This window comes from Paenarthrobacter sp. CCNWLY172 (assembly GCF_037402035.1).
In the GTDB taxonomy this organism is placed as follows: Bacteria; Actinomycetota; Actinomycetes; order Actinomycetales; family Micrococcaceae; genus Arthrobacter.
Window position 1 is genome coordinate 135,601 of sequence record NZ_JBBEGB010000008.1, and the last position, 19,037, is coordinate 154,637.

Annotated in this window: 17 protein-coding genes; 4 read left to right on the forward strand and 13 right to left on the reverse strand. The window is 60.6% G+C overall.

Annotation, left to right across the window (positions count from 1 at the left end; genetic code table 11):
• Positions 1–3: 3 nt before the first annotated feature.
• Genes WBN73_RS14190 through WBN73_RS14210 form a run of 5 tightly spaced genes read right to left on the reverse strand, consistent with a single transcriptional unit; the run spans position 4 to position 5,531 of the window.
• A complete protein-coding gene (locus tag WBN73_RS14190; protein ID WP_337340581.1) occupies positions 4–918 on the reverse strand; it encodes an ABC transporter ATP-binding protein in 915 nt (304 codons plus the stop codon).
• Positions 915–1,832 (reverse strand): ABC transporter ATP-binding protein, encoded by a 918-nt coding sequence (locus tag WBN73_RS14195; RefSeq protein ID WP_178995633.1) that lies wholly within the window; start codon positions 1,830–1,832, stop codon positions 915–917. The genes WBN73_RS14190 and WBN73_RS14195 overlap by 4 nt, the downstream gene beginning before the upstream one ends.
• Complete coding sequence (locus WBN73_RS14200; RefSeq protein WP_337340580.1) at positions 1,829–2,824, reverse strand: ABC transporter permease; 996 nt, start codon at positions 2,822–2,824, stop codon at positions 1,829–1,831. Before WBN73_RS14200 ends, WBN73_RS14195 begins: the two co-directional genes overlap by 4 nt.
• Positions 2,825–2,837: 13 nt before the next feature.
• Entirely contained in the window at positions 2,838–3,827 is a 990-nt protein-coding gene (locus tag WBN73_RS14205; protein ID WP_337340579.1) for an ABC transporter permease, read from the reverse strand.
• 3 nt (positions 3,828–3,830) lie between these two features.
• Complete coding sequence (locus WBN73_RS14210; RefSeq protein WP_337340578.1) at positions 3,831–5,531, reverse strand: ABC transporter substrate-binding protein; 1,701 nt, start codon at positions 5,529–5,531, stop codon at positions 3,831–3,833.
• A 151-nt stretch (positions 5,532–5,682) separates the two neighbouring features.
• Between WBN73_RS14210 and WBN73_RS14215 the strand changes: the two genes are divergently transcribed.
• Positions 5,683–6,954 carry an ROK family transcriptional regulator gene (locus WBN73_RS14215; protein ID WP_337340577.1) on the forward strand — a complete coding sequence of 424 codons (1,272 nt, stop codon included), beginning with the start codon at positions 5,683–5,685 and terminating at the stop codon, positions 6,952–6,954.
• 17 nt (positions 6,955–6,971) lie between these two features.
• Positions 6,972–9,143 (forward strand): alpha-galactosidase, encoded by a 2,172-nt coding sequence (locus WBN73_RS14220; RefSeq protein WP_337340576.1) that lies wholly within the window; start codon positions 6,972–6,974, stop codon positions 9,141–9,143.
• Positions 9,144–9,160: 17 nt separating this feature from the next.
• Here the strand turns inward: WBN73_RS14220 and WBN73_RS14225 are convergent, their stop codons facing one another.
• Positions 9,161–10,066 carry a LacI family DNA-binding transcriptional regulator gene (locus WBN73_RS14225; protein ID WP_307843795.1) on the reverse strand — a complete coding sequence of 302 codons (906 nt, stop codon included), beginning with the start codon at positions 10,064–10,066 and terminating at the stop codon, positions 9,161–9,163.
• A 59-nt stretch (positions 10,067–10,125) separates the two neighbouring features.
• Here WBN73_RS14225 and WBN73_RS14230 point away from each other — a divergent pair, with 59 nt between their 5' ends.
• A complete protein-coding gene (locus WBN73_RS14230) occupies positions 10,126–11,340 on the forward strand; it encodes an ROK family transcriptional regulator (RefSeq protein ID WP_337340575.1) in 1,215 nt (404 codons plus the stop codon).
• Here the strand turns inward: WBN73_RS14230 and WBN73_RS14235 are convergent.
• From WBN73_RS14235 to WBN73_RS14250, 4 genes are all read right to left on the reverse strand, one after another.
• The gene (locus WBN73_RS14235) at positions 11,337–13,400 is read right to left on the reverse strand and encodes a glycosyl hydrolase (RefSeq protein WP_337455589.1); all 2,064 of its coding nucleotides are present in this window, start codon (positions 13,398–13,400) and stop codon (positions 11,337–11,339) included. The genes WBN73_RS14230 and WBN73_RS14235 overlap by 4 nt on opposite strands.
• Before the next feature lie 1,479 nt (positions 13,401–14,879).
• A complete protein-coding gene (locus tag WBN73_RS14240) occupies positions 14,880–15,269 on the reverse strand; it encodes a hypothetical protein (RefSeq protein WP_280627797.1) in 390 nt (129 codons plus the stop codon).
• 177 nt (positions 15,270–15,446) lie between these two features.
• Complete coding sequence (locus WBN73_RS14245) at positions 15,447–15,839, reverse strand: hypothetical protein (protein WP_337340573.1); 393 nt, start codon at positions 15,837–15,839, stop codon at positions 15,447–15,449.
• A gap of 119 nt (positions 15,840–15,958) precedes the next feature.
• Entirely contained in the window at positions 15,959–17,977 is a 2,019-nt protein-coding gene (locus WBN73_RS14250) for an alpha/beta hydrolase (RefSeq protein WP_337681317.1), read from the reverse strand.
• Between the two features lie 100 nt (positions 17,978–18,077).
• On the opposite strand from WBN73_RS14250, the gene WBN73_RS14255 reads away from it, so the two are divergent.
• Positions 18,078–18,308, forward strand: coding sequence for a helix-turn-helix domain-containing protein (locus WBN73_RS14255; protein WP_280627801.1), 231 nt, complete (start codon positions 18,078–18,080; stop codon positions 18,306–18,308).
• Between the two features lie 25 nt (positions 18,309–18,333).
• Here WBN73_RS14255 and WBN73_RS14260 read toward each other — a convergent pair whose 3' ends face one another.
• From WBN73_RS14260 to WBN73_RS14270, 3 genes are all read right to left on the reverse strand, one after another.
• Complete coding sequence (locus tag WBN73_RS14260; RefSeq protein WP_280627802.1) at positions 18,334–18,456, reverse strand: hypothetical protein; 123 nt, start codon at positions 18,454–18,456, stop codon at positions 18,334–18,336.
• Positions 18,457–18,620: 164 nt separating this feature from the next.
• Positions 18,621–18,890, reverse strand: a complete 270-nt coding sequence (locus tag WBN73_RS14265) for a hypothetical protein (protein WP_280627803.1) — start codon at positions 18,888–18,890, stop codon at positions 18,621–18,623.
• A complete protein-coding gene (locus WBN73_RS14270) occupies positions 18,887–19,018 on the reverse strand; it encodes a hypothetical protein (protein ID WP_337455590.1) in 132 nt (43 codons plus the stop codon). The genes WBN73_RS14265 and WBN73_RS14270 overlap by 4 nt, the downstream gene beginning before the upstream one ends.
• Positions 19,019–19,037 lie beyond the last annotated feature (19 nt).

A 19,037-nucleotide genomic window follows, 5' to 3' on the forward strand; every position in this document is an offset into this window, starting at 1 on the left:
GTCCTAGCGGTGTTCGAGAGTTGAAAGGTCTGCGCTGATTTCATCCATGTGAACCCACCGTTTGCTGAAGTGGTTGAAGCACACGGTGTTGTCTATGGCGTCACGATCCGGGGGGAGCTCGCTGGCGGCCACCTTCCCGAGTCGTTCCGGATCAGGGGCAGCTTGGGCCAGGAGCTGGGTATAGGGGTGTTGCGGATTGAGGATGACATCATCTGATGGCCCTCGCTCCACCACCCTTCCCCGGTAAAGGACCAGGATTTCGTCGGAGAAGTGCCGGGCCGTGGCAAGGTCGTGCGTGATGTAGAGAACGGCCAGATTGTCCTCCCGCTGCAGCCTGCCCAGGAGATTCAATACGCCCAAGCGGATGGACACGTCCAGCATGGATACCGGCTCATCGGCTATCAGGACTTGGGCTCCGGGAGCCAGCGCCCGGGCAATGGCGACGCGTTGGCGTTGTCCGCCCGAAAGCTCATGGGGCCGCTTGGCTGCGATGACCTGCGCAGGGGTCAGATTGACGCGTTCCAGCATTTCCAGGACACGCTGATGCGTTTCGGACGCCGTCCGCGTCCTGCCGTGAATCTTCAGGGGGCGGGCAATATGGTGCTCGATCGAGTGGAACGGATTCAACGACGCAAACGGGTCCTGGAACACCATCTGAACATGCCGGCGATAGACCGATCCAAGAACTGGCGTCTTGTCATCCAGCTTCACGGAGACGGTGCCGGAGGACGGTTTCTCCATCTTTGTCAGCAGCTTGGCAATGGTTGACTTACCTGATCCTGATTCTCCTACGAGGGCCACCGTTTTGCCCGGCAACAGATCGAAGCTGACGCGATCCACCGCCCTCAAGTTCCGCCGTCGGATGCCTTCCCGCAGTGCGTAGTCCTTGGTCAGGTTGGTCACTGAGACAGACGTCATGGCTGCTCCTCAAAGTTATTGTCCCGGTCAAAGTCAGAGTCCTCGCCGGAACGGATAAATGCCCCTCTGCCGCCACTGAGGCTGGGAAATGAGGCGAGCAGCTTACGCGTGTAAGGGTGTGCTGCGGAACGGTAAAGGGCCTCGGCCGTATCCAGTTCCACAATTTCCCCGCGTAGCATCACTGCGATTCGGTCGCTGATTTCCAAGAGCAATGGCAGGTCATGGGTGATGAATATGACGGCAAAGTTCAGCTCTTCCTTCAGCCGCACGATTTCCCGGAGGATGTCCCGTTGAACCACCACGTCAAGGGCTGTGGTGGGTTCGTCCATGATCATGACCTGTGGTTCCAGCAGCATGGCCATGGCGATCATCACCCGTTGCCGCATTCCACCTGACAGCTCATGCGGGTATGAACGCACGCGCTTCGGATCTACCCCCACAAGCGTGAGGACCTCTGCGCACCGGTCTTGGCGGGCTGCCTTCCGGAGGCTTTGGTGATGCGCCCGCAAGGTGTCATCCAATTGATCGCCAATAGTGCGGACGGGGTTCAGGGCATTCATGGCACCTTGGAAGACCATGGACAGCTTGGACCAGCGGAAGCGGCGGAGTGCTTCGTCTTCAAGGGCAAGGAGGTCGATGTCCTGGCCGTCGCGGTCGTGGAAGGTGACCTGGCCGGCCGAAATGCGGGCCGGCGGCTGGTGCAAGCGGTTGATGGCATAGGCCAGGGTGGTTTTGCCGCAGCCCGATTCTCCTGCAAGGCCCAGAATTTCACCGCGGCCAAGCTGGAAGTTTGCGTTCCTGACCGCGGGGACAGGATGCTCCGTTTCGTACACGACACTTAGGTTCCGGACCGTCAGGACAGGCCCGCGGGACGTCACCACGGGTGCGTGTTCCAAGGAGAGATCGGCGCTCATGACGTCACTGCTTTCTTCTGGATCCGGGCTGCTTGGCGTGCGCGTTTACGCGCCAAGCGGGCATTCTTGAGCTTCGGATTGATGATCTCGTCAATGGAGAAGTTGATCAGTGAGAGTCCCATGCCGAACAACGCGATCATCAGGCCCGGCGGCAGGAACCACCACCAGGCTCCCAACGGCAGGGCAAAGCCGTTCTGCGCATAGAACAGCATGGTTCCGAGCGTGGATGAGCTGGATGCGCCCAGTCCCAGGAATGACAATCCGGCTTCGCCAAGGATCGCGGCGATCACCGCGAACACGAACTGGGAAGCCAGCACCGGCAAGAGATTCGGGAGGATTTCGACGGCGATGACACGCCAGGCGCGTTCGCCGGACACCCGGGAAGCTGCAACGTAATCCCTGTTCCGCACGGACAGTGTTTGTGCCCGCAGCACGCGGGCCGACGCCGCCCAACTTGTCAACGCCAGCACCACTGCAATGGTCCACAGACCGCGGCTTTCGCGGGGAACGAAGCCGGAGATGACGATGACCAGCGGGAGGCCGGGGATCACCAGGAACACGTTGGAGAGCAGGGAGAAGACTTCATCGGCGAACCCGCCGATGTAGGCGCCATAAATACCGAAGAACGCTGACAGCAGGGTGGCAAGGACGCCCACCAGGAAACCGATCTGCAGTGAACCGCGGGTTGCGTGGGCAAGTTGGGCCAGGACGTCCTGGCCGGTTTGAGTGGTGCCCAGCCAGTGGTCAGCAGAGGGGCCGCTGAGTCCTGTATTGCTGATGGCGGCGGGGTCGCCCACCAATAACGGACCGACGGCTCCAAAAATTATGATTGACCCGATCAGGATGAGGCCCGTGATCAGCCAGGGAGTCGGAGTGGGGAGCATGAGCCGCCAAGCCGGCTTGGGCCGCTGGCCCCGGCCGCGGGAAATGTTCGCAAGTTCCTCCGTGGGACTGGCTTGCGTCTGCCCTGTCATGGATTGAATGTTGGTCATGTGAATCTGCTCCTTAGCCCCTGGCCCGTGTGCGGGGATCGACCAGGCTGTAGAGGAGGTCGACCAGGAGGTTCGCTGCCAGGACAGCGATGGTGATGTAGAGGAACACGCCCTGCATGAGTGCGTAATCGTTGTTGGTTACTGCTGCCAGCAACCGGGATCCGATTCCCGGGTAGGAAAACACCTGTTCGGTCACCACGGAGCCTGAGACGACGAACCCCAACGAGATGGCAAAGCCGGCTACGGATGGGAGGACTGCGTTACGGGCGGCATAGTTACGGAGGATCCAGCGATCTGGCAGCCCTTTGGCCCGCGCCGTAAGGACATAGTCCTCGGACAACGTGGAGACCATCATGTTGCGCATGCCGAGCAGCCATCCACCGAGGGAAGCGATGACGATTGTTAGTGCCGGGAGGATGGCGTGTTCTATGGCTGACAGGATGAAGGGTCCGTTGAATCCGGGGTCCAGGACCACGTTGTAGCCGCCCTGTCCCGGGAACAGTCCGAGTCCGCGGGAAAGGATGTACACCAGGACCAGGGCCAACCAGAAGTACGGAACAGCTGCAAGGAGAGTGGTTGCTGGAACCAACGAGTCCAACCAGGTGCCAGGCTTCCAGCCAACCAAGGCTCCGAGCACAATTCCCAGGAGTGCCGCGATGACGGTGGAAACACCCACCAGGATCACGGTCCAGGGCATCGATGCTCCGATCACGTCAGTAACCTTGGCCGGGAAGTAGCTGATGGATACGCCGAGATCACCCTGGAAGATGTTGACCAAGTAGGTCCAGTACTGGGCCAGGATGGGCTGGGTATCGTCGCCGCCCAGGAGGATGGCGTAGGACTTTCGGGTCTCTCCGGTGATGCTGCCTCCCCGCTGCTGGAGCTTTGCCAACAAAATGTCTACGGGGTTTGCGGGCAGCAGCCGGGGAATGATGAAGTTCAGGGTCAGCGCCGCCCACAGGGCAGCGGCGTAGAAGCCCAGTTTTCGGATGACGTAATTCACGATTTAGCCTTCGGCAGGCTTGAGGGACTTGAAGACCTGCGCTGCATCCAGACGGGACCACACAGCGGGGAAGGCGTACATGTTGTCCTCGCTCGGCCAGCCGCTGAACTTTGCCTTGTTCCAAATGCTCGTGGTGCCGCCGGTGACAACGGGGATGTACGGCATATCCTCAACGATCGCCGATTGGATGATGTCGAACTGCTGCTGCCGTTCTTCCTTGTTGTCGAACGGGAGGTTCTTGACTGTTTCCAGGGCCGCGTCAACGGAGGGGTTCGAGTAGCGCGAGTAGTTGGTTCCTGCCGACTGCCCCACGGGGGCGGAGGTGGCGGAGGAGAAGAAGTAGTTGTAGACGTAATACGGATCCGCGGCAGGGCCTTGGTAGAGGGAGTCGATGGCCAACTGGAACTTGCCCTTGGTTCGCTTGTCAGTCCACTCGTTCCAGGAAGACTGTGAAGCCTGAACGTCGATGCCTGCCGCCTTGGCCTGCTCTGAAATGGTTTGAATCGCCGTGATGTAATCCGTCCAGCCGGTGACAACTTCAACGGTCAAAGTCAGCTTCTGGCCGTCCTTGGCGTAGATTCCGTCACTGCCCTTGGCCCAGCCGGCTGCCTCCAGGGTCTTCTGCGCAGACGACGCATCCGCCGTTTCCGGCGCGATGGCGGGTTTGACAGCCGTCGAGATCCATTCAGACTGCGTATCTGTCAGGGCGAAGGAGGGTGAGATGGGTGAGGCCGTGTTTTCGTAGGCCAGCTTGTTGAGCTGGGTCCGGTCGATGGCCAGGTAGAGGGCCTTGCGGACGGCAGAGTCCGTTTGCGGCCCCGTGCAGCCGAGCTGGACGTTGGCGCAGGCGGCGAGGACCTGCTGGCTCTGGGCGACTGTTTGTTTTTCATACTTGGGGAAGTTCTTGGACACGTTTTGGATGTCCGGAACGGGCCCTGTCTGCCAGTCGATGGTGCCCGAGGCGATGGCGTCTGCGCCGGCGGTGTTGCCCGAAAGTGCGATGTACCGGACGTTCTTGACGGCTGGTTCGCCGCCCCAGTAGGTGGGGTTGGCTTTGAGGGTGAACGCTTGCGGCTTGAAATCGGCCAACTGGTAGGCGCCAGTTCCCACAGGCTTTTCCACCACATCGGTTTCGGGGTTGATCTTGGACCAGATGTGTTCGGGAACGATCACGGCCTGGGTAAGGATGTCCGGTCCGGTGACGAAGGCCGGAGTGTCCCAAACGAACGTTATGTGGTTCTGGTCCACCACGTTCACGGTGCCCTTGAAGCCCAGGCTGTTCAGGGCCGGATGCTGCTTGAGCAGGTTGAACGTGAAGGCTACGTCATCCGCTGTGAAAGCTTCGCCATCGCTCCACTTCACACCGTCCCGCAGGGTGACTGACAGCTGCGTACCGGTGGCGTTCCAAGCAAACTCTGTTCCCAGGAGCGGCTCGGGTTTGGCGTCTGCTGATGCCTTGTTCTGGTAGAAGAGCGGCTCGAAGATGGCTCCCGGCCCGGCCACCTGGGAGGGGGAGAAGGGGTTGAAGTTGATCTGGTAGTCGCCGGCCTGGCCGGTGTATGCGATCAGCGTTGAGTCGTTGGCCGCAGTGGTTCCGCCGCCTGAGCAGCCACTGAGGAGGAGGCCGAGTGCGCTGGCGCCGGCGGCCAAAGCGAGCATGCTGCGCCGGGAGGTGGAAGCCCGGTTTCGAGAGGTGAGGAGCATCTCTGATCCCTTTCATCTAGCCGGACCACTGTGACCGGCTGGGGTTTTGTGTGCCGTGGATCACGGCCTACGAAAAAGTTAGGTGATTAAATTAAGTGAGTCAAGTTATTATTGAATAAGAATCCAAGACGACCAACCGAAAAGGAAAACGGTGACCACCATCACGACGCATCCACCGCCCACGGCCTCCACCAAGGCAAGGCTGCTGGACATCATGCGCACCCGCGGAACAGTTAGCAGGGTGGAACTTGTTGGCGCTACCGGCCTGACGCCGGGAACCATCACCAACGTGATCCGTGAATTGCTCGACGACGGATTGGTTCAGGAAGCCGGGCAGGCGCGCTCCACTGGAGGGCAGCCGAGGCGGCTCCTTCGGCTTCGTGGCCAAGCCCACTATGCAGTGGGAGTGCAGATGGATCGGTGCACCAGCTCCGTGGTCCTGACTGACTTCACCGGGCGCCTTGTGGCGCAGAAAACCCTTCAAGGGTCCGGGAGTCACGCTCCCAAGGAGATGCTGGAGATACTCGCGGGGCAGATCCACAAGCTCCTCGAAGCCGAGGACATACCGTTCGAAAATGTCCTCGGAATCAGCCTGGTCACACATGGGCCCCAGAACCGCATTGAAGGAACTCTCCTGGCACCACGTCCCACTCCCCAGTGGTACGGCTATCCGCTGGTGCCCGCGCTGTCACGGCTGACCGGGCTGCCTGTCATTCTTGAGAACGATGCCACCGCCGCAGCCATGGGTGAGCAATGGCTGGGGGACGTCTCCGCAGAGTCCTTCGGAGTGATCTACATGGCAAGTGGCCTCGGTGGCGGGGCCGTAGTGAACAAGGAGGTTTACCGAGGCGGAGGCTCCAACACGGTAGAAATCGGACACATCTCCTTGGACGCCTCCGGTCCGCCCTGCGAGTGCGGCAACAGGGGTTGCGTGGAGAACATTTGCGGTACTGCAGCAGTGGTAGCCCGCGCTGTCCGGGATGGTCCGCTTCGCGACAGGCTGGGGCTCAAAGACAACCGGGCGGAAACGCTGAGCGACTTTGAACGCATATCGTCCGCCGCAGTGGCCGGCGACCTTGACGCCCGGCTTCTGCTGGAGGACGCCGCACGCGGTCTTGGGCAAGCCGCAGTCACCTTGGTGAACCTTTTCGATCTCAGCACCGTGGTGCTGGCTGGGCCGGCCTTCTCCACGGCGGGTACGCTCCTGCGGGACAACATCTCAGCGACGGTTAATGCCGCAGCCTTCAACCGGGAACTGCAACCCATCGACGTGGTCCTGTCCTCACACGGTTCGCTTGCCGCAGCGATCGGAGGGTCATTACAGGTACTCCGCACGGTTGGTGACACCAGAGACCGAAGAACCGTTCCGCCGTCGTTCCTTACTCGACCCAACCAGCCCCAACTTGCCAGCCTTAACCCCTGAAAGATCCGGAGAACAGCATGTCCCAGTCCCTTCAGCCCTCAGCCACCATCCAGCAGGTGCAGCCGTTCACGTTGCTGCGCCGCGACGGCGTCAGCATCGTCCTGCGCCACCTGCCCACAGGACTTCCTTCCGTGCTGCACTGGGGCGCCGACGTCGGACCATTGTCCACTGAGGACCTCAACGCGATGGTCCTCGCCAGTGGCCGCCAAACGGCGCCCGGAACGCTCGACGCCGCATGGCAGCTCAGCATCCTTCCTCAGGAAGGCGACGGCTGGGCAGGGCGGCCGGGGCTCGCAGTGACTCGAGAGGGAAGGCCGGTCTTTCCGCGATGGACCGTCAACGAGGTCACCGCCGACGAACACGAGGCTTTTATCACTGGTTCCGATGCCGGCAGCGGCCTGGAAATCCACAGCTCATTCGTGCTGACACCCGGCGGCGTCCTCACGGTGGCGCATCGCGTGGTCAACCAAGGAACAACTCCGCTGGACGTACATTGGGTTGAAGCCACACTGCCGCTACCGAAGACCGCGGATCATCTGACATCGTTCACCGGACGATGGACCAGGGAAAAAGCTCCGAACACCACGGACATGCCGCGCGGTGCGGTCAGCCGCGAAACACGACGCGGCAGGGGCGGACACGATGCGCCCCACCTGGAAATTGCGAGCATCGGCAAGCCTCGGAACCGTGCCGGCGAAATGTGGTCCGTCCACTTGGGCTGGAGTGCCGACTGCACCTACCGTACGGACCGGATGACGGACACCGTAACGCTCCTGGGAGCCGGCGAGCTGCTGCGGGCCGGTGAAATCAGGCTCTCTCCCGGTGAAAGTTACAGCACCCCCAAAGCCTGGTTCGCCTGGTCGAATACGGGGCTCGACGGGCTCTCCGCACGGTTCCATGAGGCACTGCGCTCACGCGATCAACACCCCAGAAGCCCCAGGCCGTTGGTGCTCAACACCTGGGAAGCCGTCTACTTCGATCATGATCCGGCCACACTGACGCGCTTGGCAGAACGCGCAGCCGAAGTGGGAGTTGAGCGTTTCGTCCTGGACGACGGCTGGTTCATGGCCCGCCGCGACGATACCAAGGGGCTGGGGGACTGGACGGTGGATCCCGCCGTGTGGCCGGAGGGGCTGGGGCCGTTGGCGCATCGAGTCCATGACCTGGGAATGCAGTTCGGCTTATGGTTCGAGCCCGAGATGGTGAACTTGGACTCCGACCTTGCGCGGGCGCATCCCGACTGGCTGCTTCACAACCCGGACCACGTTTGGGCTTCTCCGGACGAGCTGTCCTGGCGGACGCAGTACGTCCTGGACCTGGCCAACGCCGCGGCCTATGAGCACGTCCGGAGCCACATGAACTCACTCATCGACGAGCTTGGCATCGACTTCATCAAATGGGACCACAACCGTGACCTGGTGGAATCCGTGCATTCGGGACTTCCCGGCATCCACGACCATACCCTGGCCACGTACCGGCTGATCCGTGAGCTGAAGGAGACCCATCCCGGCCTGGAAATCGAGTCATGCTCCAGCGGTGGCGCCCGCACGGATCTGGGAATTCTCGAGTTCGCTGACAGGGTGTGGGCATCGGATTCCAACGACGCCGTGGAGCGGCAGGACATTCAACGGTGGACACAGTTGCTGCTTCCGCCCGAGATGGTGGGAGGCCATGTTGGCCCCACAACCTCACACAGCTCCGGCCGGACCTTGGACTTCTCCTACAGGGCCGCCACCAGCCTGATGGGATCCGCGGGCTTCGAATGGAACCTGCTGGAATGCGGCCCTGATGAGCTTGAAACAGTGCGCGCTTTTGGTGCCCTCTACAAGGAGCTGCGTCATGTGCTGCACACGGGAATGTCAGTGCATGCAGATGTCCTTGATCCGGCCCTGCGGGTGACGGGAGCTGTGCTTCCGGATCAGAGTGAGGGCGTCTGGACCATTGCATCGGTTGCCACCCTGGAGGATGCACTGCCGGAGCGGGTCAGGCTGCACGGTTTGGATTTATCGCGGCGTTACCGGGTGCGCGTGCGGAAGGATCTCGGCGAAGCCCAGCATGGGTGGATCACTCCACCGTGGGTTTCGGCCGGTGAAATCACGCTCCCCGGGAGTGTCCTGGTCCGGGATGGCCTGCAGATTCCGCTGCTGTGGCCTGTCCAGGCGCTGGTGCTGCACGTCCAAGGCGTGTAGGCGGTTACACTGCGCTTTTAGGTGCGCCGACCGTGCGCGGGGTCTGCTGACTGGCCGGATCCCGCGCCGTCGGGCTCGGCCGTACTGCTTCTTTGCACGATGCGGCCCGTGGGTACATGGACCACCGTCTGGACTGCTCCCGAGTATGTCTCCATCAAAACATCAGCCACCGTGCGCCCAAGCTCATGGACATCCAGACTGAGAACGGACAGAGGCGGTGAGGCGAGCCGGCAACCGGGCCCGTCATCCCAAGCCAACAAGGACACGTCACGTGGAACTTTCAGTCCCAGGTCCTTGGCTGCTCCCAGACCAGCTACGGCCATCATGCTGTTGTCATAAATGACGGCGGTGGGAGGAATTGGAAGTGACAAGATCTCCCGTGTCCGCAGATCCCCGGAAGCGGCCGAGTAGTCACCTTCAATTGACAGCCCCGTGACACCGCGTCGCTCAAGAGCTTGGTCAAATGCGACACTGCGGGACTTTGTATGGTGAAGGTGCTCCGGTCCGGAGACCCGTCCGATGACCTTATGCCCCAAGTCGGAGAGGTAAGTGACGGCCATTTCCATCCCGCCGGAATTATCAACATCAACCAAGGAGGCGCCATCCACGGGTGGGCCACCCAGGATGACTACGGGCAGTCCAAGCTCCAGACAGAGTTGCGCCCTTGAATCGTCCTCTTGGGAATCCGCAATGACTACGGCGTCCACGTCACCGCTTTCGGCCCATCGGGGATAAGCCTCCAGTTCCTCTCCATAGGAGGTGAACTGCCGCAGGAATACGCTGGCACCTGCCAGATCTAAAGCTTCTTCCATTCCTGCCAGTAAATCTTCAAAGAACGGGTCTGTTCCGTGGGGTCCGTTCTTACTCTGAACACCCAGACCAAAACGAGGTGGCCGGTTTCTCATCACTTCGGCATTGTCCATGTGCTAAGTATGGCTTCGACCCGCAATACTTAGCACATGAGCCGAGCCCCGAAACGTCCATGACCGTCCTGCCCTCCTCTTCCATTACACCCACCAGCAGGGCCTTGATCCTTGACCGCGTCAGGGCCGAAGGCCCGGTCAGCCGTGTCCAGTTGGCTGAAAGAACCGGTCTGACGCAGGCGTCTATTTCCAACCTGGTCCGCGCTCTTTTGGGTGAAGGTTTGCTCGTGGAGACGGGAGAACGGACGTTCACCGGGGCAAAGGGTAAACCCCGCGTTCTTCTTGGGCTCAATCCCCGTGCACGCTGCAGTGTGGGTGTCCAGTTGGGCGCCGACTGGATTGTTATTCTCGTGACGGATGCAGCCGGGTCGGTCCTCGCCAGGACACGAATACGGGGTGCCCGCTCGCGGAACCCCCACGAAGTCGTTCAGGACGTTGCCAGCCATGTGAATGTACTGCTGGGAGTGGCAGGCCAAGAGCGGAACATCGTGGCGGGCATCGGCCTGGTGGCGCCCGGCGCCCTGGACCTCGACGCCGGTTCCATCCTTTCGTCCCCCAGCATGCCTATGTGGGAAGGCTTCCCCGTAAGGGAGGCCATGAGGAAAGCTTCCGCTTTGCCGACGTTGCTGGACAATGTTGCCACCGCTGCTGCCATGGGCGATTTCTGGAGCGGTGCCATCCCGAATGCGACAGCTCACTGCACCGTGTACATGGGTGCCAGTATCAGTGCCGGCTTGCTCAATTCTGGGTCGCTCTATCGTGGCGCCAGCTCCAACGCCGGTCCCCTGGGAAGCGTGCGCTTCCAAGGGGGCCGGCGGTCGGGCTTGACGCTGGAGGAAGTGGCTGGTCCCCGGGCTGTTGCCGAGCGGGCGCGCGAGGCCATATCAGCCGGCCGGACCACCACGGTGAAGCTCTCCGATGACAACGATCCCTTCAGTGATTTCGCTGTGATTGCAACAGCTGCTGTCCACGGGGATCCATTGTCAGTTGCCCTCATTGAGGAATCCGCGGACTATGTGGCCGACGCCGTCCTGGCTTTGGTCAACATCCTGGATCTGGATTCGGTGACCTTCGCAGGACCTTCTTTCACCACGGCTGGTTCGCTGTACTTGCCTGTGGTGGAACAACGACTCCGTGAGGAGGCATTTGCCGCACTGAAGCACAGCGTCACGGTGCGCTTGGCTACACAGGTAACGGACGCGGCGTCGGTGGGTGCCGCGGCTTTGATGCTCCAACACAGCATTAACCAACCGGTGTCCACGCGGTCGGTTTAGCCGGCTTTGAGTTCATCCATATAGATCGTTCCCGTTGTTGTTTTTGCGTCGGGAACCTGGTTGATGAAGATGTTGAACTGGGAGAGATCCTTAAGGTCCTCGGCCGTAATTCGCCGCGCGGCATTGGCCGTGTCCCAAGGTGCCGGCCGGAAATCGGCAAAGGGGATGCTGATGTTTTGGCCTTCCGTTCCGCCGAGGGAGGGATACGCCTCATAAGCCACTCCACCGCAGACCAGTTGGAGAACCAGTTTCTGCTGTGATCCGTCCGCCTTCAGCCACAGGGACAAGGCGTTGAAGCCGGACCAGTCGCCTTCTATACGGCGGGTAATCCCGGTGTAATTCTGTAGGCGGAAGTCGTAGTCGAAGCGCAACGACCGTTCTCCGCCTCCCACAGGGCTGTCGGACAGCGAAATGGAGTTGGCCCCCACCGCGCTATATGTAGCCCGGAGCTCACTGTCATCGGCATACGTTTCAAAGTCGTCCACCACACTAGGAGCCGCAGCTGGCTTAGCGCCGAGGACCAATTGCTGCTGCGCAGTGAGCTGGGTCTTCCCGGCGAGCTCGGCAGTCACAGTGATGCTGGTCCGCGTGTTAGCCAGTGCAGCTTCGGGCACAGTCAGGGTGCCGGCGAAGAATCCGGAAGCGGCATCATAGGCCAGATGCTGTTTGGCTCTGTCAGCGCCCACGGTGAACCATACGTGCTTGGCCTTTGCATCGCTGACCCGGACTCGGACAGTTGTGTTGGTCTCTGTAATCCGGGCTCCATCAACCGGGGACACCACGTGCATGGCGGGTGCATGGTCCGCGGCCTTCACCTTTCGCTGCCAGACCTCGCTCTTCGTCAACCCTCCGCTGAAAACCGTGAAGTCATCCGCCGCGAAGGCACGGAAGTCCGGGAGCATTTCGTGCTCCGCCAACTCTCCGGTTGCCGGATAGGGCACAAAGAACTGACCGGTCCCGTAATTGGTCCATGTCAACATCCACGCCATGCGCCGGGCACCGGGGTCCGATTTGAGGGCTGCCAGCACATGGCTGTACCAAGTGATATCCGCGTTCTGCCCGTTCGCCTTGAGGGCTCCGCTGACGCCAACTTCTGTCAGTGCTGCCACTTTGCCCCGTTCATCGGCTAGGCGCGAGATCATGCCCAGATCAGCTACGAGCCCATCCAGCCATTGTTGCGAGCCGCCGGAACTGTCGTAGTTGTCGTACCCGAGGACGTCCACAAAGTCATCACCAGGGTAGGTGCGCAGAAAAACATCACTAGTACCGCTGAAGCCGCCGCCCGGCGAGTAGGAGTAGAGGAAATTGTGGACTTCTTTTGTGTCTCGGAGATATTCCACGGTGTAACGGAATAGTTCGATGTACTGGGAAGAGGAGGCGTGTGCTGCCCCCCACCAAAACCACGATCCTGCGTTTTCGTGGAAGGGACGGAACACGATCGGGATGGGCTCACCGTTTTCGTCAACAGCGGCCTTTGCGATCCTGGCTACGCGGTCAAGGTAGTCCGTGAACGCCCTGTTCTTATCCCCACCAGGCATGATCCGCGGGACCACGCCACCATCCGTGTCGTCAAAGGCTCCACCAGTAACGAAGTTGTCCATGTGTGCGGAGAAGGTCTGAATGCCTCCAATTTTGTCCGCGGCTTTGACCAAGCCGACAGTGTGCTGGAAGTTCTCCTCCGGGGTGGGGCTGCCGGGGGCAGAACCGTATCCTTCATGGCCAAAATCCCAGCCGAAGACGGCTGGATGCTCTCCGGTAGCTGCTTTGACGTCCGATTGGAAACCGTCGGCGCTCTCCGCTGGAAACGTTACACCAAACTCGGTGTCCTGCTGGTGGCCGAAGAGGATGCCTTTGCCCTGCTGCGATCGCAGATATGCGAACAATGAGGTCGTCCGGGGCGTTGCCTTGGGATCCACGATGGAAACACGCTCAGGAGGGCCTGAATTGCTCGGCGAAGGCGCTGCCGAGGCCGGCGCAGCTGTTGAGGACGCCAATGCGGCTATGAGTACGGTCAGGCCGCATGTCCTGAGGCGGCGAAGAAACTCACTTGATGATTTCAATGTGGTCCTGTCTTCTCGGGGGATGCAACGGCGCATCACCTTCGGACCACACTAAGTTATTAACTTAAGGAGGTAAAGTAAATTGAAGTTCCCGTCTACAAGTTGGGCGCTGCCAGTGAAGTGTCACGGCTAGGTGGCGTCGCTGCTTCAGGTGCACGACGGTAGGTCGTACTCGGGATGAAGCTAAGCGCAGGCGGCACCCGAAGCCTTTCGTTCACTCTCCAGATTCGTGGCGGACTAGAGGCGCCAACTGGCGTCTCGAAGAGGAACTCAGGTTCGCTGACTATTGTCATGTGCTTCCGGGAACGGAATGTCATGAAGTATATGAAAGGAGGCGAACCGGATGACTGTATTTGTTGCTTCGGCGCCACCCACGACAACGGTGCTTTGGCTCGAGCTTTCATGCCCAGCTACGGCCGCGGGGATGGTCGCCACCAGGCAAAGAAAAGTGTGGACAATGTCCACACTTCCCGCCCCGGACTGCCTCATACAGCTGCCGGACTGCCCCGGATTCCGCATGTTTCCGCCACTTCCCAGTGTTCCCAAGGCCCGGAATCGCCTTCGAGTCCCACCTCGGGCACGGCATACCCCCTCGTCGGAGGGGTTTTTGCTTTAACGTGTTGACAATTGTTGACAGGAGCCTCTGATGTGGTGCCGGCATGTGCCTGGCCGCCGGTTGGCCTGTTCAGTTGTGGAGAGCGGGTTCAGAGCCGTGGCTGGGTGGCCCTCCGCTGGCAGTGTATGGGGGTTGTACGTCTCCTTTCTCTGGTCGTCCCGTAGGTCGTGGTTGTCCTACACCTCTTCATGGGTAGGGGGAACGAGCGAAACATGACATCGAGATCATGCGTCGATTCCAGCCGGCCTGGGCTCGTGCCTGGAGAGAGGGGGATGGGCCAGCGGTGTTTGCGCTGGCCCATCGGTGCCAGCTGCGGGGGATTGTCCCATTCGATGACGAGCCGGTCGTTCAACGGCGCGAGAAAGTCGGAGGGTCGCAGATCAAAATACCGCTCAGACGTAGTACGTTCAGCGATGATTTCGCCGTGGTTCTCGAAGGCACCCCACAGTCGCGATCGTTTTTGGCCGTCGGCGGCAAGGATGATCCAGTATCGCGGTGGGACGGCAGGGAAACTGCGCGGCAAGACACTCTGCTCCCGGGTGTAGGTAAGAACGCGTTCGGGCGTCAGGTCCTCGGGGCCTCGCAAAGCCTGGGGATCGCTAGGGCTGAAGGTGTGCCGGATGACCAGGATGTCTTCCAGCTGCACAACTGGATCGTGGTCCGCGCCCATGCCAACGAGAACATGACCAAGGGTCAGAGCTGCGCGGGGGGGTGACTCCGACAGGAGTTGCAGCGTTCTCATGGAAGCCGAGGAGTTCAAGATCTGGCACGTGATCACTGTAAGTCATCGTGGCTTAGCTTGTGGCTCTGCTGTCATCTGCGACCAGGGCTCACTGTGGCCCGGCACGTCATGGTCAGCTCGGCTATCCCTGGCTCTGCGGATCAGGAACGCAGCGGCTATTGCCATCGACTACTGTGCCAAGGTCGCCCGTGTAGAGCTGGATAACTAAGCCATCTGGTCCAAAACCATTAGTCATGATGAGCTTGTTTGTGGTCGTAGATTGATCAAAGACCTTTACGCTGTACCCGCGGGACTCATAGAAATGTTCGACTTTCTGCCGAAGTGTCTCCCGCTCGGTGGCGCTGAGGGGTCCCATGGTCCGCGCACCAGCGAACGACTTGCCGTTTCCGGTTCCCTGGAAGCTGCAGTAGCCACCTGCCGGAACATCCTTATTGGTCCAATCGCCCGGTGCCATCGCTTGGATCTCGTCGAGGAGTCCGAAGAACTCCGTTTTGGCCTCTCCCGGTGTCATGGTTGCCCCTTTCCCGTCATCGGGAAGTCTCTTCGTTGCGGTGGTTTGAGAGGGTGATGGGGCAGTATCAGTGCCTTTGCCCGGAGACGCGGGGGCGCATCCGGACACGAGCAGCAGCAGGACGGCACTGGTGGAAAGGACGCGCCAGTACCGGTGGACCTTGTTGGTCACTGCTTGCTACCGGAATTGGCCCTCGGGATCCGGCGCGCATCGGGTGTTGCCGCCGAGCGTGGTGCCGAAGCTGCTCGTTCCAAGCTGCATGGAGAACTTGCCATCGCCAAAGCCTGTGGTCGTCTGGTCTCGGTTCGCTCCCGAGGGCTGGGTTTGTACAACTCTTAGCCCTTTGCTCTCAAAGACTTCCTTTAGCGTCTTATGTATGGCTTCAGCCTGATCTTCTGAGATCACGCTGCGTGTACTGTCAAAGCTGAATTGAGTCCCTTCAATGCCCTGGGGCAGATCGCAGACATCCCCCGGTGCCTCTGGTGCAACTTTCGTCCAGTCGCCAGGGGCGAGAGCTTGAATTTGTGTGAAGATGTCGAGGTATTCCGTGCGGGCTTGTTCTGGTCCCATAGTCTGCTCCGCGGTACTGGTAGGTGGGTTGGTGCTCGGCGTAGTTCCACACCCAGTGAGGGCAGCGAGGATGGCAACGACAAGGCCTTGGATGAGAAATCTTCGCGAAGACATGGTGATCATCGTTTCACATTCGTAAGTTGGTCACTCAAGCCCAAGGCGATCTTGGCTTGATTGCTGCTTGACTCTGTGCCGCGATCAAAATATCCATAGACGCCGTCCTTGCCGCCGGTCTGTCCGTCGTGGGTTTTGGTGGGGTTCTCAACGGTGCCATCGGGCGCGGTGGTGCCGTTCGTGCCGAAGGTGACGGCACCGAATCCGGGGTCTTCGGTACTTCTACGCTGCCAGCCGAGCCCATGCCCGACCTTGGCTATGTGGTCCCAGTCGTAGGTTCCCCGGTATACGGTGCCGCCGGGGTTCAGATGGAGATCGTTCACGGAGGTCACGTTATCAGGGGCACCAACGTCACCGACGAGAACGAGGTTATCGACAGGCAGCCCGGTTTTTGCCGCCTCCATGACCCCGAGGGAACCCATGGAGTGCCCGACTGCTGTTGTCCTGGCAGTGTTCTCGAGGTTCTGATGAACGGCGTTGAACCCTGTCACGTCGTTGCGAAGAGCAGGACCCACGACTTTTGCCTGGTCATTGCTGAACACACCCAGACCCTGGGCCGGCTCAACACCAATCCAGGCAACAACAGCGATTCGATCAGGATCAATTCCATTACGTGAGGCGAGGGCACGCTGATCAAGCCTTTGATCCTTGGCCTGTTTGGTCTTGGATGCCACGTCTTTGCCGATGGTGGTGTCCAGCCCGGGGAGCTGGTAGCTGACGTGCTTGGCGGCATCGAGGTCTCCCACGGAAATAGATGCACCGAACCCGGTCTCCGAACCTGTCCCGAGACCAAAGGGAGCGAAGCTGATCAGTTGCCGGATGTCGGATGGATCCTGAGGATTGGTTTTCGGCCTGCCCTCGCTGTCGTAGAGCGATTCCCAGACTTTGTTGACCATGCCTTCCTGGGAGCCTTCATCGACTTTTCCGCCGTGCTCGTCGCGGTACTTTTTCCAGCGGTCGTGCATCTGCAGTAACTTTTTGCGGTTGGCAAGGTTCCGGGCTGTCGCGGTGACACCGTTCAGGTTCCCTAAAACGTCCGGAAGTTCATCGATCAGGAGCTGCTGTTCTTCACCGACGGTGACTTTCCCAGTGGCAGGCTCGACGGTGTGGCCGAGACCAGACCACCACGTGGCTGTCGCTACGGGGTCCAGTCCTGGTTGGGTCAGGAGTTCCCGCGGCCTGGCGCTGCCACCATTACCCAGCCAAACCTTCAGTTGCGCTGCACTCATGGTTCCGATGTCGTTCAGGCCCACTTGGTTTGGTGCTGCGTACTGGATGAAGAGCCCGTTGAGCATGCTGTCCGCTATAGCGCCGCTGCCGGCTGTTTCGAATGCAGTGGCGACCTGCTCTATCCAATCGGCGTCTGCTGCGTTCGCGGCGAGCAGCCGCTCAAAACCAGCAACAAACGACTCAGTCTCGATGGTCACCCAGGAACACGATGCTGTGAAACCGCTCCAGGCATTCCGGACTGCGACAAAGTGTGAGTTCAAGGTGTTCGTGGCAGTCCGGGACACTGACGCGAAGCCGCGCAGCTTGCCCGGATCAGCCGAGGTGGTTCCGGTTCCCGGCCCGCCGGCGAACCGGGGCCGGTCCCGCGCGGAGAAAGCAGCTGAAACAGCCGGTGGCGGGACTGGCGTGCTCTCGGGCATCGGGTCCAGGACCATGGTGGCGACTGTCGCGGATGCTTCTGCGATGTTCCCGGAGAGCAGGTGCTGTTTGCGGATGTTGTCGCGTTGCTGCCAGGCTTCCATGTTCTTTTGCCGGGTTTTCTCTTGCTGTGCCCTGTGCTTGGCCTCGCCGACGTCCTCGGCCAGAGCCGCGAGGACACCTGCCAGCTTGCCGCGATCATCGGACCTGATGCCGCAGGCGTCCGTGAACAGACGCCCGTAGCCGCCGATGAAGTCCTGCACTGCCCGCTCCACGGCCCCGTTCAGGAAGCCTCCCTCGGCACGCAGAACCTCGTCGGCGGAGTTCGCGGCAGTGATCAGCGCGTCGGCCGCGCCGTCATCAAAAGCAATTCCCATGCAAGGCCCCCAACCCAGAACAATAAATCCAACGACTAGCATAACTGCTCATTGCTTCTCTTAAGGGTCTACGCAGCCGGACGGTTTTAAGGATGGACGGGTGTCCGACAAAAAGAAGAAGCGCCGGTTCCTGACTATTGAACAGGTCGCCCAGGAACTCAATATCTCCGTGAGCCAGATCAGGACGCTGCCGAAAGCCGGGGATCTGCGCGGCATCCAGGTTGGAGGTAGAAACATCTGGCGCATTGCTGCCGCGGATGTCGAGGACTACATCATTGCGGCGTACACTCTGACCGCCGAGAGGATTGCCGCCGGCGAGCTGCCGGAATGAGTGCCTGGCCTATCCATCAGCGATGTCACCAGATGTCCCAAACGACTCCGGCGAACCAGTCGGCTGTGTTGGATCCGGATTCCTCGTCACCCAGCGGTTCCAGCACGCACAGCAGGGCCCGGGCGAATTTTGCACCGGAATTTCCCAAGATGAGCTCCGCAGCGGAGCACAGTTCCAGTTAGGTCAGGGGACCATGCAGGTCACGCACATCCGGAAAGGGTGTGCCACCGATGATCTTCTTGAGTTCCTGCCTGACCGCCTCTGCGCGGCGGGGTCGCCGTCGTATTAGTCCTCCCAGAACCCGGGCACCTGTCAGGTGGCGGTTGCGAACACCGGCATGACGCCCTCATGGATGCGGGCCTCCCAACTTTCAGGCACGCTTCCATCCACGGTGATGAACGCCGTGGAGTCGAACCAGGCAAGACTGTGACCGTTGTCGGTGAGACGCTGCAGGTCAACACGGCGGCCTGCATGAGCGAGCTGTGAGACGACGTGGTACTCAGCGTCGATCGTCAACCATGAAATTGGCTCCAGTGTTGTCCGTTCGTCGTGGGTGAGGACCGGACTGTATTTGACCTTCATGGTCTTTCGTCCAGCGGGTCGGCGAGCCAGCCCAGCAGCTGTTCCTGTTCATCGCCAGGCATCGGCAAGGTCGCCTGCTCGACCCAGAGTACGGTTCCCACGGCGCAGACCCGAAGACCCTTGAACATTCGCAGCTCATCACCGGGC

Excerpts from the sequence above, each read along its gene's own strand:
- WBN73_RS14195 (WP_178995633.1), bottom strand. The coding sequence starts at position 1,832 with ATGAGCGCCGATCTCTCCTTGGAACACGCACCCGTGGTGACGTCCCGC.
- WBN73_RS14245 (WP_337340573.1), bottom strand. The coding sequence starts at position 15,839 with ATGGGACCAGAACAAGCCCGCACGGAATACCTCGACATCTTCACACAA.
- WBN73_RS14225 (WP_307843795.1), bottom strand. The coding sequence starts at position 10,066 with ATGGACAATGCCGAAGTGATGAGAAACCGGCCACCTCGTTTTGGTCTG.
- WBN73_RS14270 (WP_337455590.1), bottom strand. The coding sequence starts at position 19,018 with ATGTTCAAGGGTCTTCGGGTCTGCGCCGTGGGAACCGTACTCTGGGTC.
- WBN73_RS14250 (WP_337681317.1), bottom strand. The coding sequence starts at position 17,977 with ATGGGAATTGCTTTTGATGACGGCGCGGCCGACGCGCTGATCACTGCC.
- WBN73_RS14230 (WP_337340575.1), top strand. The coding sequence starts at position 10,126 with ATGACCGTCCTGCCCTCCTCTTCCATTACACCCACCAGCAGGGCCTTG.
- WBN73_RS14200 (WP_337340580.1), bottom strand. The coding sequence starts at position 2,824 with ATGACCAACATTCAATCCATGACAGGGCAGACGCAAGCCAGTCCCACG.
- WBN73_RS14210 (WP_337340578.1), bottom strand. The coding sequence starts at position 5,531 with ATGCTCCTCACCTCTCGAAACCGGGCTTCCACCTCCCGGCGCAGCATG.
- WBN73_RS14190 (WP_337340581.1), bottom strand. The coding sequence starts at position 918 with ATGACGTCTGTCTCAGTGACCAACCTGACCAAGGACTACGCACTGCGG.
- WBN73_RS14220 (WP_337340576.1), top strand. The coding sequence starts at position 6,972 with ATGTCCCAGTCCCTTCAGCCCTCAGCCACCATCCAGCAGGTGCAGCCG.
- WBN73_RS14265 (WP_280627803.1), bottom strand. The coding sequence starts at position 18,890 with ATGAAGGTCAAATACAGTCCGGTCCTCACCCACGACGAACGGACAACA.
- WBN73_RS14240 (WP_280627797.1), bottom strand. The coding sequence starts at position 15,269 with ATGACACCGGGAGAGGCCAAAACGGAGTTCTTCGGACTCCTCGACGAG.